At 67.3% G+C, this 13154-nt stretch carries 14 protein-coding genes and 1 pseudogene; 9 read left to right on the top strand and 6 right to left on the bottom strand.

Annotation, left to right across the window (positions count from 1 at the left end; all coding sequences use genetic code 11):
- Positions 1-64 precede the first annotated feature (64 nt).
- Entirely contained in the window at positions 65-721 is a 657-nt protein-coding gene (locus ABZU75_RS13785; RefSeq protein WP_355553460.1) for a hypothetical protein, read from the bottom strand.
- Positions 722-1311: 590 nt separating this feature from the next.
- Between ABZU75_RS13785 and ABZU75_RS13780 the strand changes: the two genes are divergently transcribed.
- Positions 1312-2547: an FAD-dependent oxidoreductase gene (locus ABZU75_RS13780; protein WP_355553457.1), complete on the top strand. Its 1236-nt coding sequence runs from the start codon at positions 1312-1314 to the stop codon at positions 2545-2547.
- Positions 2548-2641: 94 nt separating this feature from the next.
- Complete coding sequence (locus tag ABZU75_RS13775) at positions 2642-3217, top strand: GNAT family N-acetyltransferase (protein WP_355553454.1); 576 nt, start codon at positions 2642-2644, stop codon at positions 3215-3217.
- 33 nt (positions 3218-3250) lie between these two features.
- Here the strand turns inward: ABZU75_RS13775 and ABZU75_RS13770 are convergent, their stop codons facing one another.
- On the bottom strand, positions 3251-4861 hold the full coding sequence (locus ABZU75_RS13770; protein ID WP_355553451.1) for a hypothetical protein: 1611 nt from the start codon (positions 4859-4861) through the stop codon (positions 3251-3253).
- A 325-nt stretch (positions 4862-5186) separates the two neighbouring features.
- Between ABZU75_RS13770 and ABZU75_RS13765 the strand changes: the two genes are divergently transcribed.
- The 3 genes from ABZU75_RS13765 (at position 5187) to ABZU75_RS13755 (ending at position 6812) form a co-directional block, all read left to right on the top strand.
- The gene (locus ABZU75_RS13765; protein WP_355553448.1) at positions 5187-5789 is read left to right on the top strand and encodes an ATP-binding protein; all 603 of its coding nucleotides are present in this window, start codon (positions 5187-5189) and stop codon (positions 5787-5789) included.
- A gap of 344 nt (positions 5790-6133) precedes the next feature.
- Positions 6134-6415, top strand: a complete 282-nt coding sequence (locus ABZU75_RS13760) for a type II toxin-antitoxin system prevent-host-death family antitoxin (RefSeq protein WP_355553445.1) — start codon at positions 6134-6136, stop codon at positions 6413-6415.
- Positions 6408-6812 (top strand): type II toxin-antitoxin system VapC family toxin, encoded by a 405-nt coding sequence (locus ABZU75_RS13755; RefSeq protein WP_355553442.1) that lies wholly within the window; start codon positions 6408-6410, stop codon positions 6810-6812. The genes ABZU75_RS13760 and ABZU75_RS13755 overlap by 8 nt, the downstream gene beginning before the upstream one ends.
- Before the next feature lie 233 nt (positions 6813-7045).
- Here the strand turns inward: ABZU75_RS13755 and sigJ are convergent, their stop codons facing one another.
- Positions 7046-7966: an RNA polymerase sigma factor SigJ gene (gene sigJ, locus ABZU75_RS13750; protein ID WP_355553439.1), complete on the bottom strand. Its 921-nt coding sequence runs from the start codon at positions 7964-7966 to the stop codon at positions 7046-7048.
- 101 nt (positions 7967-8067) lie between these two features.
- Here sigJ and ABZU75_RS13745 point away from each other — a divergent pair, with 101 nt between their 5' ends.
- Entirely contained in the window at positions 8068-8430 is a 363-nt protein-coding gene (locus ABZU75_RS13745; protein ID WP_355553436.1) for a hypothetical protein, read from the top strand.
- 329 nt (positions 8431-8759) lie between these two features.
- On the opposite strand, the gene ABZU75_RS13740 is transcribed toward ABZU75_RS13745, so the two are convergent.
- Together ABZU75_RS13740 and ABZU75_RS13735 are read right to left on the bottom strand one after the other, a co-directional pair.
- Positions 8760-8948 carry a hypothetical protein gene (locus tag ABZU75_RS13740; RefSeq protein ID WP_355553433.1) on the bottom strand — a complete coding sequence of 63 codons (189 nt, stop codon included), beginning with the start codon at positions 8946-8948 and terminating at the stop codon, positions 8760-8762.
- Positions 8949-9057: 109 nt separating this feature from the next.
- Entirely contained in the window at positions 9058-9468 is a 411-nt protein-coding gene (locus ABZU75_RS13735; RefSeq protein ID WP_355553430.1) for an ATP-binding protein, read from the bottom strand.
- 532 nt (positions 9469-10000) lie between these two features.
- Here ABZU75_RS13735 and ABZU75_RS13730 point away from each other — a divergent pair.
- The 3 genes and pseudogenes from ABZU75_RS13730 to ABZU75_RS13720 all read left to right on the top strand — a co-directional run.
- The gene (locus tag ABZU75_RS13730) at positions 10001-10882 is read left to right on the top strand and encodes a helix-turn-helix transcriptional regulator (RefSeq protein ID WP_355553427.1); all 882 of its coding nucleotides are present in this window, start codon (positions 10001-10003) and stop codon (positions 10880-10882) included.
- Complete coding sequence (locus ABZU75_RS13725; protein WP_355553424.1) at positions 10879-11178, top strand: DUF397 domain-containing protein; 300 nt, start codon at positions 10879-10881, stop codon at positions 11176-11178. Before ABZU75_RS13730 ends, ABZU75_RS13725 begins: the two co-directional genes overlap by 4 nt.
- A 471-nt stretch (positions 11179-11649) precedes the next feature.
- Positions 11650-11797, top strand: a pseudogene (locus ABZU75_RS13720) (IS256 family transposase); the annotation flags it as partial.
- Here the strand turns inward: ABZU75_RS13720 and ABZU75_RS13715 are convergent.
- Complete coding sequence (locus ABZU75_RS13715; RefSeq protein ID WP_355553421.1) at positions 11788-12510, bottom strand: MerR family transcriptional regulator; 723 nt, start codon at positions 12508-12510, stop codon at positions 11788-11790. The pseudogene ABZU75_RS13720 and the gene ABZU75_RS13715 overlap by 10 nt on opposite strands.
- Positions 12511-13154: the final 644 nt, after the last annotated feature.

The following is a 13154-nucleotide window of genomic DNA, read 5'->3' as shown; positions in this document are numbered from 1 at the left end:
GCGACGGCGCCGGCCTGGTGAGGCCGGTGCCGCCGCCGCGAGACGCGAGTCCGGGGGTCAGTGCCTAGTTGCCCCAGCCGAGGAGCCAGACCTGGCCGTTGGCCCCGTAGCGGTTCTTCTGCCACGGGTATGCCCGGGAGGAGCACACGCCCGTGTAGGGGTTGTAGGAGGTGCAGAAACGCCATCCGTCTGTGACGTCCCAGACGTTCCAGCCGACCCCGTACGCCTGGATGTTCTGGCAGCCCTCGTACATGTAGGTGGGCAGGTTGGTGCTTCCCGTGCAGCTCGCCGAGGTGTACGTGACCTGGGTGCCGTTGCCGCACCACGTGTGGTAGCCGAACCCGCTGAGGCCCGGAGCCCCGTACGTGGTCGTCAGATACCAGCAGCCCGACGTGAAGTTACCGGAGGTGTTGGAGAACTGCCTGGCGGGCGACAGGATGCCGCTGGCGAACCTGCCCTGGTTGGTGTCGATGATCCTGGGAGGGGTTTCCTGCTGGCGGGACATGTCGATGTACTTGTCCAGCCCCCTCCTGCGGATCTCGTCGGCGGTCAGGGCGCGCGCCGTGGGCCTGGGGGGCGGGTCGACCCGCTGGACCGGGGCGGCCGGCGAGCCGCCCGGGGCGGCCGGCGGGGCGGGTGAGAAGGCTCCGAGGCTCAGGACGGCGATCGCCGCGAACGCGCAGCTGACCGTGACTCGGGCGAATCGTCGATTCAATGGCATGCGGCATGCTCCTTATCAAAACGGCGCGCCGTGGGCAGGGGCGTAGGCATCCCCGTCCACGGGGCGAGCTTGATGGCGTAGGAAATATATAAGCCCGCCTTTCCTGGAGTGCGGAATCTGGTTTCCGGCAGGGTAAACGAAAATTTCCCCGGGTAATCGGCAGGAGGTCTTGCGTGACCTCGCCGCCTGTGATTTCACGGGCCTGACCAGGCCGCAGGGAACCCAGTACGACGTGTACGAAAGGGATTATGAAGGACCGGCGTGTTTTTCCGGCAGGCGGCTCGGGCGCCTTTCCTGGGAATTCCCGAGAGTAAGTGAATCGTGCCCCGGCCAGACTTCTTTCGCTGATTTACCGCCCGTTTGGGGGACGTGTTCCGACAAGCGTGCTCAATCCGGTACCGGGGCCGGGCGCGGAAACCGGTTGTTCGTTTCCCGGGAGGATCGCCCGGTGCCCGTCACTCCGGCGTCCCGCTTCGAGGCCGATCAGCCGCCGATCCCCGGGCGGGCCCGGCGTCCGCCGACCTGGCGCACCGGATCCGGGCCTCTCGCGATCGTTGGAACCGGCGTGGGAATCGGATAGGAAGGAGAGCATGACTACCGAGCAGACGTTCGTCATCGTCGGAGCGGGCCTGGCCGGGGCCAAGGCGGCGGAGTCCCTGCGCGAGGAGGGCTTCTCGGGCCGGATCACGCTGATCGGCGCCGAGACCGAACTCCCGTACGAGCGGCCCCCGCTCTCGAAGGGCTACCTGCTCGGCAAGGAGGAGAAGGCCAAGGTCTACGTCCACGACGAGGGCTGGTACGCGGACAACTCCGTGGAACCGCTGCTCGGGCGCCGCGTGACGGACCTCGACCGGGCCGCGCACCAGGTGGAACTGCACGACGGGCGGCGCATCCGGTACGACAAGCTGCTCCTCGTGCCCGGCGCCTCACCGCGCCGTCTCGGCGTGCCCGGCGCCGACCTGGACGGCGTGCACTACCTCCGCAGCCTCGACGACTCCGAGCGGCTGCGCGAGGCGATCCGCGGCGGGGGCAGGGTGGCCGTCGTGGGCGCGGGCTGGATCGGGCTGGAGACCGCCGCGGCCGCCAGGGAGTACGGCTGCGAGGTGACGATCATCGGGCCGAGGGCGGTGCCGCTGCACACCGCGCTCGGCCCCGAACTGGGCGCCTTCTTCGCCGACGTGCACCGGCGGCACGGCGTCGACCTGCGGCTCGGTCGCGAGGTGACCGGGCTGCTGGGCTCCGGACGCGTCCACGCGGTCGCCACCGACGACGGGCAGGAGGTCGCGGCCGACGTGGTGATCGTCGGTGTCGGCGTGAACCCCAACACCGAACTCGCCGAGCGGGCCGGCCTGGTGGTGGAGAACGGGATCGTCGTCGACGAGTCACTCCGCACCGACGACCCCGACGTCTACGCCGCCGGTGACGTGGCGAACGCGTTCAACCTCCTGTACGGCACCCGCATCCGCGTCGAGCACTGGGCCAACGCACTCAACGGAGGGCTGACCGCGGGTAAGGCCATGCTCGGCCGGCCGGTCGTCTACGACCGGCCGCCCTACTTCTTTACCGACCAGTACGACGTCGGCATGGAGTTCTCCGGCTGGTTCGCGCCCGGCGGGTACGACTCCGTGGTCATCCGCGGAGATCTGGAGTCGGGCGCCTTCCACGCCTTCTGGCTCGCCGACGGGCGCGTCGTGGCGGGGATGCACGTCAACCAGTGGGACGAGGGCATCGCACCGGCCCAGGATCTGATCCGCAGCGGTGCGACCGTCCGCCCAGAGCGGCTCGCCGACCTCTCCGTACCGCTGAGCGACGTCACGAAAGGCTGACACGCACGGCCTCGCCCCCGGTACGGGAACCGGAGCGGCCGCTCGCCCGTCCACGGGTAAGGAGCCATGGGAAGAGGGGCCGTAGGAGGTGAGCATGACCCCCACCGAAAACGTGACCATAGAGACACGAGGCCACCGGGAGTCGCTCGCGCTGACCGAGACCGTCTGCGACCTCTACCAGGCGGTGTTCTCGTTGCCTCCCTTCAACGGGAACCGCGCGGAGTTCGCCAACCAGCGCTCCTACTTTCCCCACCTGATGGACCAGCCCGGATTCCGGCTGACCACCGCGCGCTCCGGCCCCGACTTCGTCGGATTCGGTTACGGGTACCTGCTGCCCGCCGACGCCCGCTGGTGGACCGGGCTGGCCGAACCGGTCGACGAGGAGTTCGCGACCGAGACCGGGACCAGGACGTTCGCCATCATCGACTACGGGGTGCTGCCCGGCTGGCGTGGCCTCGGGGTCGGGCACCGGATCCACGACGAGCTGATCGCCGGATCCGGTGCCGAGCGGGCGACCCTGTCGGTGCAGCCCAGGGCGGCGCGGACCCGGGCGATCTACCGGCGGTGGGGGTGGCGGAAGGTGTCCCACAAGCTGCTGGACCCGCCGATCCCCGCCCCGGTCTTCGACATCCTGGTGCTGGAGAAAATACCCACGGCGCGCCGCCGGTGAGCCGACTCGTCAGACGATTCGCGAGGTGATTCGTCAGGCGATGAGCTGGAGGGCATGCAGCTTCTCGTCCAGAGCGGCCACCTGGCGGGTTCTCGCCCACGGGTTCAGCGCCTCGCGGATCTCCACCACCGAGCGGGCCAGCCGCGGCGAGGTGTTCCGGCAGGTGAGGCGGGCGGCCTCGCCGATATGCTCGCACGCCTCGTCGATGGCGCGCAGCCGCAGATGCGCACGCGCCAGATCCAGCCGGCTGAACGCCAGGTTGCGGACGAACGTCGGGTCGATCCGGGCCAGGGAACGGGCGGCCATCTCGACGGCGGCCTGGGCGTCGCCCATGTCCAGCAGACACTTGGTCTTGGTCGACAGATACTGCCCGTCGCCGTAGAAGTAGAGCAGCTTACCGCCCACGTCCTCCGTGCCCGCATGGCCGAGCTCGCGGAGGGCCCGGTCCAGGCTCCTCATGCACCGGGCGTGGTCCTTGTGGCGATCGGTCTTGGCCGAGCGGCGCAACACCGCGGAGTAGGCGCGGGCGCCGACGTCGCACGCGTACGACACCAGCAGCTTGCTACCGGCCCGCTGCCCCCAGGCCAGCGCCCCCAGAGCGTGCTCGACACCCTGGCGGGGATCGCCCTGCCAGGTCGCCAGCTGCGACCAGTTGGCCAGGACGAAGCTGTTCATCGCGTCGTTGTCGGCCCGGTGCGCGGCCGACTTGGCCTGCTCGTAGTAGTAGTTCGCCCCGTTGAAGTCGTTGAGGTTGAACAGCACCCAGGCGGTGAACCTGCAGATGTTGGCCAGCAGGTACAGCAACCTCTCGCGCACCTCGTCCGTCGACGCGGCCGGGATCAGCGATCGCACCAGGTGCTGCTGGGCCAGCACGGTCCCCAGCACCGACTGGGGGCCGAGACTGTCCTCCTGGCGCATGCAGTGATGCAGCACCGCGTCGATGTGGTCGACCGTCGCCTGGTCCACCCGGGACGGCTCGGCGGCGATCAGGGCGAGCCGGTCGAGCTCGTCGTCGTTCAGCCGGTCCAGTAGCGGAGAGGCCGCCGCCGCGGCCGCCGCGGCCCTGACCAGGGCCAGCACGTCGCGCCGGTTCATGGACGCCGCCCACTGGGCGAGAGCCCGTACGAGGGCGTCGTACTCCTCCTCGCGGGTCGACCCGACCGGCGCGGGTCCGGCGGGCAGGGCCGGCAGGGTCGCCAGCACCCCCTGGATGTCCTCGTGGCAGAGGCTGCCCGCGGCTCCCGCGGCCACCAGTTCTCGTCCCCGGAGTCGGGCGGCCGGGGCGTTGTGCTCGTCGGCATCGCGGTGGTCTTCACCGTCGACCAGATCGGCGGTGCGGCAGTGATAGATACGGGCCAGCCGGTTCAGACCGGCGATCGGCGGCTCGTTGCCGGTGGGGCCAGGCCAAGCCTCCCACGACCCGAGCTTGCGGGTCGTCAGTGGCTCGTTCGGCCAGTACTCGTTCCATAGATGGCAGACCTTGGCTTGTGTGAGTCGATGCGCCTCCCGGAAGCCCTGACGGGAGTTCAGGTGCCAACGTCGCTGGAACTCCGCTGCGACCTCCGCCCACGTGCAACCACGCTCGCGGAGTTCAGCGCTGAAGATGTCCATCTGCTGCTTGACGCTGCGCGGTGCACGTGGCATCGGCTCGGCCTCTCCCGGCGGGTCCTCCGGTGGTGATTCTTCGGGCCGAACGTTACTGGTCGATCACGTTCGGTGACGGCAGAGTGCAGAAATCAGCGACCAGATCGCCGATCCCTGTCGTGTCATCGTCGTGCGGGGCGAATCGACATCCGACAGCGACCAACAGACGTGGTCTCGTCGCCTGTTTCCGGCACGCTCCGCACAGGAGGGTTGAGACAACGCCGGAGCCACCGGATTCGCGTGATCTCATGGCTCGGGCGGGGCGTCCCTATCTGCGCCGGGGACGTGCGACCGAATCTCCGTTGAACCTCCCTGGAGCCATCACATGACCGTGCTCCCCGTCGAACGGCCGGGACCGATGCACTCACCGTTTCACCCCGATCTGGGCGCCCCCGACGAGCTGTCCCTGGACGCGGCCGAGCTGCGGCTGGCGGCGCAGCCGACCGCCGCGTCCCAGGCCCGCGACTTCACCCGTACGCAGCTGCGCAGGTGGGGCCTGCGGGAGCTTTCCGATGTCTGCGTGCTGGTCGTCTCGGAGATGACCACCAACGCCATCAAGGCCACCGCCGTCCCGCACACCCCGGACGGCTACGCCTGCCCGCACCCTTCGGCCCCCTGTGCCTGCTCGCAGGTCGCCGGCCCGTACCCGATCGTGCTGCGGCTGCGCCTCACCACCGTGGGCCTGTTCGCGGAGGTCTGGGACAGCAGCGACGGCGAGCCCCAGATCACCGAGGCGGGGGAGGACGACGAGAGCGGCCGGGGCCTGCAACTCGTCGGCGTCTGCACCGACGAGTGGGGCCACTACCGGTCACCGGCCAGGGGGAAGGTCGTCTTCGGCCGCTGGGCTCTGCCGTTCGCCCGGTACGACCTGGACGTGGTGCCCCGGCAGCCGGCCGCGTACTCCCGGATCCGTACGGCACGTACGTGATCCTTTGCTCCGCGACGAGGGCGCCGGGTGCTGTCCCGCTTCCCGGACAACTGGCTGGACGCCGTTGCTCCCAGCCTGTTTTGCCGGTCCACTTCACTGAGGTCGCCTCGGTAGGCGATGAATCTACCCAGCCGGTGTCGACAGGCAAGGGCCGTTATGACGGGTGCCGGCCCATGCCTGCCGAAGAGGACCGAACGGCCTTCGCGACACCGCCGGATTCGGTGGGCGCTGGACGGTGTCCCGATCGCGGCGGAGTGGGGAGCGGTCAACGACATCGGTTCCGCCAGCGAGAAGAGCATTCCCATTGCGTAGCACCTTGGGACACGGTGAGCTACATTGGGTATATGAAGACGATTACCCAGCGAGAGTTTCGGAATAACTCCGCAGCCGTCATGGATGCGGTGGAGACGGGTGAGATCTACCACATCACTCGCAACGGCATCGAGGTCGCCGAGCTACGGCCGCTGCCTCGCCGACGGCGCCTGACCGCGGAGGAACTGGTCGCCCGCCACCGTCGACTCCCACGCGTGAACCACGAACTCATGCGTCAAGAGGCCGATGAGTTCTTCGGCACGGAAGATCGCGTCGGCAGCGATGACGATCCTTGGGAGCGCGATCATGCCTGACCGTGACGGGTCGGGAGTACTCGACACCTGCACATACATCGATCTCGATCTGATCGATCCAGTGCGGCTGCCGACCATCCCCGAGATCACCGCGATCACCCTCGCCGAACTCCACCAGGGTGTCGCCATGGCAAAAGACGGTGGAGTCAGAGCCGCACGCATGGAAAAGCTGGGAGCGGCCGTCGCCGATTTCGAACCACTGCCCTTCGATGGCGACGCCGCCGCCCGCTACGGAACCCTGGTGGCCCTCACCATCGCCGCCAATCGTGATCCCCGCCCCCGCAGAATGGATCTGATGATCGCAGCGGTGGCCTCCACCCGGGGCCTACCGCTCTACACACGTAACGACGCCGACTTCAAAGGACTCGAAAACGTGGTGACCATAGTGCCGGTGTGACGCTCTTCCGAGCACCCAAAAGTCCTTCGGGCGATCTGGAAGGCCCGACCTCGGTCATCGAAGGCGCCGGCGGCACCCACCTCCGCTACACGTGACGGCTCGCGGTCATGCCGTCCGGCTGTCGGCCGGTTCGAGGTTCCGCGAGCCGGGCGGGAGGCGGGCGACTCCCGTGACGGGGCTTGGTTCGACTCTCCCCTCCCCATGTCCACAACGACGACCAGGGCACGGACCAGTCACACGACCGGCCGGACAAATCCGCCGTCCCGCACCCACGGCCGCAGCTTTTCCGGATTGCGGACCGCCCAGATCCGGGTGACGCGGCCGTCGGCGACATCGAACGAGGCTACGGTCATGACGGTGCCGGCATGCTGGGCCACCAGGCCCGGCACACCGTTGACCGACCGCTCCAGGAGTTCGAACCCCGGAGCCTTGTCGGCGATGGCGACCATGTACTGGGCGATGCGCGTACCGCCTTCGATCGGGCGTAGGACGGTACCGACCATGCCGCCGCCGTCGGCGGTCATCACGGCGGCCGGGTCGAGGAGCTCGATGAGGGCCGCGATGTCCTTGGCCTCCCATGCCTCTTTGACATGCCGCACCGCGTCGGCCTGCTCGGCCGCCGTCACCGGAGCCCGCGCGACGCGCACCCGCCGCCGGGCGGAGGCCGCGAGCTGCTTGCAGGCCGCGGAGGTCCGGCCAAGGATGCCGGCGATCTCGGCGAAGGGGTACCGGAAGACGTCGTGCAGGACGAACGCCACCCGCTCGGCGGGTGTCATCGACTCCAGGACGACGAGGAAGGCCATGGTCACCGATTCGTCCAGGACCATCTGGTCGGCGGGGTCGGTGCCATGGCCGTGGTCCCACTCGGTGTGGTCGGGCAGCGGATCGGGCAACCACGCGCCGACATAGCGTTCACGCCGGGCCCGCGCCGAGCCGAGCACGTCCAGGCAGATGCGGCCGGTCACCGTCGTCAGCCAGGCGCCGGGGGACACGATCTCGTCCTGTCGACTTCGTGGCAGCGCGTACCAGCGCGCGTAGGCCTCCTGTACGGCGTCCTCGGACTCGGCCAGTGAACCGAGCAACCGGTAGGCGACATTGAGCAGTTGGCGTCGCTCGCCGGCCATCTCATCGGTGCTCGCCCCAGCCGCCCCCATGCTCCCGACCGCCTCCTCGCCTTACCTTTCGCAGGCCCGCGTCGTCGGGCTGGTGAGACCATATCGACCTACTGCCCCCGGGCGGAAAAGGGGACCGTGGCATGGCAACCCAGGCGGCGGCACAGCGCCGCTTCTCGTTTCTGCAGATCGCGATCACCCTGCAGACCCTGACCATCTTCCTGCAAGCGGTCTCCGCCGGACTGCTGCTGACCTCGCCCTACGGAGAGACGCTGCACAGTGCCGGAGCCCGCGTGATGTACGGGGCGTCGGTGCTGTACGTGCTCGCGGCGGTGCTGGCGTGGAAGCCGGGCGGCGGCTCGCCCCGGCCCATCTGGCACGCGTCCGGCTTCCTTGTCCTCGCCTCGGTCCAGGTCGCGCTCGGCATCGCGCACATACCGTCGGTCCATCTCCCCCTGGGCGTCCTGATGTTCGGACTGAGCGTGCTGGCGCTGGCGCGGCGCTGAAGTCCGATACGGGGGCATACAGGGATCAGCTGTGGCCTGTCTGGCGGATCAGGCCGTGTCAGGGGGGCCTTTGTGCTGGTGAGCGAGGACTGGCGCGTCGAGACGCATGCGGAGGAGGGCGACAACGCGGAGCGTAGGCAACCGACGACAACGCCGCAGAAAACGGGGTTTCTCCTGCTCGGGCGAGGCCGAGAGCTTGGGGAAGTGGCAGGGCCCGCGACCGCGGCAAGATCCGCCGAACAGGCCCTAGTAGTGGGTGTCTCTCCACGATGCCCCGGCTCTGGGGTCGGGCGTCGCGGGTGAGGTGGCGCGCAGACCACCTCCCGTCGCTATCGCACGAGTCCGTGCAGCAGTGCGATCCACATCGCGTCCGCCTCGGGGGCCTGCCACCGGTCGCTCTCGCCGATGGACGATTTTTCCGGTACGCGCTCCGTGCGGCGGATGAGCCTCAGCTCGTTCACCTGGCACAGCTCATAGAGGGTCGGGCCGCAGTTGCAGGTCCATCTGAGGACTCGCACCTTTTCGTCCCCGCGTGACGGACCCCAGGTCAGGGCCTCGCAGTGGGATCGCGGGGGAAGCACATGAGGGCTCAGGCAGCGGGGCGGGCAGTCCCAGCGGACCATGTGGTCACCGTCCGCCGAGCTGGAACCAGACGACCCGTCCGGCCGAGGTCTCGTACCAGCCCCAGTCCGAGGACAGCTGCTGAACCAGCCAGAGGCCGCGTCCACCGCCGCTGTCGGGGTCGGCGTCCGGGCAGACCCGGGGTCGCTGTCCGGTGCTGGATCCGGCGTCGATGACATCGATATGGAGCGTTCCATTGTGGTGGGCTACGGCTATGATGACCCGGCCGCCGGGAGCGTGGCCGGAGTCGGAGTGGCGCACCGAGTTGGTGACCAACTCGGTGAGCAGGAGCAGCGCGTCGTCGGCGTACGGGTGACCCACACCGTCGAGCAGGTCGCGGACGTAGCTGCGGGCCTGCGGGACGGAGGCGACCTGCGCGGGAAGCTCGACCTGCCCGAGCAGTCCGAGCGTGCTCATCGCATCCCCCGTACGATCCGCCCGAGCCGCTCCCGAGCCTGTGCCCTGCTCCGAACGTCCCGACTCCCGTTCCGCTTCTGGTCTTGACCCCGGCTCCGGCACCTGCTCTGGCCCCGTTTCCGGTCTCGACCCCGACCCCGGCTCCAGGCGAAGACCGGAGCGCAGCCCCTCCGCCCGGCCGTGGACCCGTGCCGCCCCGGCGCCAGAAGGATCTCCATGCTCGGCGGTTGGCCGGGCGAGAGCCGGACCACAGAGTCGACCCCCAGCTCGCTCAACTCCCAGGCCAGCTCCACGAGCCGCCCGCCCCACCCTTGAGGATCACGCACCCTCATCTCCCCGCCACCCCTTTTCGATTTGAAGGTGTTCGGCCGAAAGTTGCCGATTGCTCTCCATGAGCAAGCCGTCACTCTGAGTACTCAGTCTGCATGACCGTTGCTCTGTCGGCAATAAGAATCGAAATGAACATCGTGCATGTTGATGAATGAAGATCACTTCGACAGACTGCGATAGGTCAGTCACGGAGAGGAGTGTCATGGGTGCTCAGCGAAGCCCATCGGTTCGCAGACGTCGCCTTGCGGCAGAACTGCAACGCCTCCGCAAGGAGGCGGGGCTGACGCGTGACCAGGCGGCCGAGCATGCGGGATGCTCGCCTGTCACCATCACGCGGATTGAATCGGCTACGAGCGCAGCCACGGTTGCCCTCGTGGCCATGATGCTTGATCTCTATGGAGTCACCGGCGAACGCCAAGAAGCGCTCATGCAACTCGCCCGCGATGCGCGCAAGCGCGGGTGGTGGTACAAGGTGTCCGAGGCAATCCCGGAATGGGTACAGAGCTATGTCGGCCTGGAGGAAGAGGCGGCAACCTTCCGGGAATACCAGTCGGAGTTCGTGCCCGGACTGCTCCAGACCGAAGGTTACGCGCGAGCTGTCATGAGATCCGCGCCCGTGTTGCCGCCGGATGAAGAAATGGAGCGACGCCTCTCGATTCGGATGAAGCGACAGGAGCGAGCGCTGGAGCGGCCCGATCCACCCATGATGTGGTGCATCCTCAACGAGGCGGTCATCCGCAGACCAGTCGGGGGAGTCCAGAGCATGCAGGACCAACTCCAGCGATTGATCCAACTCTCCGAGAGAAGCTATATCACGCTTCAGGTCCTGCCTTTTTCGGCTGGTGTTCACCCCGCGATGGATGGCGGATTCACCGTTCTAAGTTTCCCTAAAATGTCCGACCCAGACACTGTTTATGTTGAATATTGGCAGGGAAGCGTCTATTTGGAGGATCCGCGAGAAGTAGACGCATACGTCCTGCTCTTCGATCATCTGCGCGCACGAGCCCTCGGACCAGACCAGACCCGCAGCTTGATCGAGCAGGCTATCCGGGAAATGCGAGTGGATGGAGAAGCATGCCCATGATCGATCTCTCCCAAGTGACCTGGCGTAAGTCCAGCCAAAGCAACGCCAACGGCGGCCAGTGCGTTGAAGTCGGTGTCTGGCACAAGAACTCCCTCAATGGGAGCGGCCAAAATTGCGTAGAAGTCGCGCTCGCTGACAACACTCGGGTCGCGCCCAGCCTTACAGCCGACGCCGAACGCCTCCTCTTGGTCCGCGACTCCAAGGACCCCGACGGCCCGGTGCTGGCCTTCACTCCCGAGGAGTGGGATGTCTTCCTCGTAAGTATCAAGGGCGACCACCTCACGGATCTGGCTTGACAACTTGAGTGGTCACCTTTCGTTGCCGCAATGAGATCGGTCCGGAGACCAGGGGGGCTGGGTACGCGAACGCGGTGATGCACTCATCCAGCATTGCCCGCAATAGGACCGGTCCGTAGACCGGGATGGAGTCAGAGAAAGACCGAGATGCGCGGGTCGCGGAAGCGGAGCCGCAATGGGACCGGTCCTGAGACCGGAGTGGAGCTTAAGTGAGTCTCGCCGACAGCCTGGCACGCAAGGTAGGGTCCAGGCCCCTGGATCATCGGGGCCACCCCAGGCCGGCTCCCGGGCGGCCTCAACGGGGGTGTGCACCGCCTGGACCGGGGCCCACGAGCCCTACTCACGCATGATTGCCGCGAGGGCGGTCGATCGCCTCTTACCGCTGCGTGGCTGTACGTGGACCTGGTGTGCGCGGATGCTCTGGGACCAAACAGGAGGCGCTGGCCTTTCCGCTCCGCGAGAGGTACGCCGTGGTTGGCGATCTGCAACATCGGAGGACGAACGCGCCCGCGATCGTGAGAAAGAGCGCGGGCTTGCCAGCCGAGAAGCGCAATGCCTCCGGCCGGCTCGTCGAAGCGCCGTCACCACCAGCTGGATACGAGCCCTCGATCAACTCGCCTCGCCTGCCAGCGCCTGGGCGCGAGCGAGTACCTTCAGCTGGGCGACGTTGAACAGCTCGGTGAAAGCGGATGCGATCGCGGCCTCGGCGAACCTCGGGCCGCGCGTCGCCGCGGAGCCGGGGTCCGCCATCCAGGGGAACCGGGCCTGGCTCCGCTGGATCGACTCGGCCAGATGGCGCGCGATGGTCTCGATCGTCGCGTCGTCGGCGTCCGCTGGGAGGTAGTAGAACTCTTCGTCGGCCTCGCCCTCGGTGGCCTCTGTCATGAGCTGACGGAGGTCGTCGAGAGCGCTGTCCTTGAGCACCCCCGAGAACACGGTCAGCAAGGCCCGGTCCCGCTCCGACAATCCTTCGGCGACCGGACCGAACGGCAGTGGGGTGTCCAAGGGGGCCCGGTACTTGAGGATGACAGCCAGCTCCGCGCGAATCCGTTGCAGGCGCTCGATTGTGCATGCCAGCTCGGCATCGAGCACGCGGATGGCTTCGTCGGGCTCCTCGTCCGCACTCCCCATCGCCCGGATCTGGGCGAGCGACAGGCCGAGCTCGGTCAGCCGCTTGATCTGAAGCAGCCGGACGAGGTGCGTCGTCTGGTATTGCTTGTACCCGTTGGGCGCTCGGCCGGGCAACTCGAGCAGCCCCATTTGGTGGTAGTGCCGCACCGTCTTGATGGTGGTGCCGGCGAGGTCGGCGAGCTGTCGCGTGCTCCAGGCCATGCCCGGGTCCTCCTCTGATGTCGCGCCGGATCGTCCTGGATCGAGCACAGCCCATGCCCAGGGACACGCTCAACCGCCGGGCCCTCGATCCTCGTTGTAAGAGCAGACGACCATCATCATGCTCGTCGAAGACACGGATGCTCACGCTCGGCCAGATCCATCTTCTCTGCGATGGCTTGGGCAACCGGTTGACACGGTCGCGGATTGCAGGTTCCGCGACCGGCTGTCCAACGTGACCGCCGCTGAGCAGGCAATCCGCGCGTCGTGTCCGCCGGCGGCGAGAAGTCCGCTGACGGACAGCAGGTCGGCCGCGACGTCCGGGGCGATCGGTCTCTTTCGTCGGTACATGGCGCTGGAAGGCAACACCATTGCGTCGGCGGGCAATTATGTAAGATCTTTCACTTTTAATTACGGGAAGTATGGCCGACAGGGATTCTGAGAACAATATTCGGGTTCGGTAATCTCTATGGTCTGATTTGTCTGATAGGCCGGAAAGGGGTCGTCAAAGATCTCGAACGGTTCGTCGATATTCGGGGCCGGATGCTGATTCGATGGTTACTCCGAATGGCAGCGGCATCATCGGAATCTGCTGTTTATCAGCGCATCCCTGGCTGATATGGCAAAGTGTCCAACCGATATCGATA

The organism is Streptosporangium sp. NPDC005286 (assembly GCF_040607515.1).
Taxonomy (GTDB): Bacteria; Actinomycetota; Actinomycetes; order Streptosporangiales; family Streptosporangiaceae; genus Streptosporangium.
The sequence above is the reverse complement of the archived record's forward strand: the minus strand, read 5'-3'. Positions and strand labels throughout refer to the sequence as shown.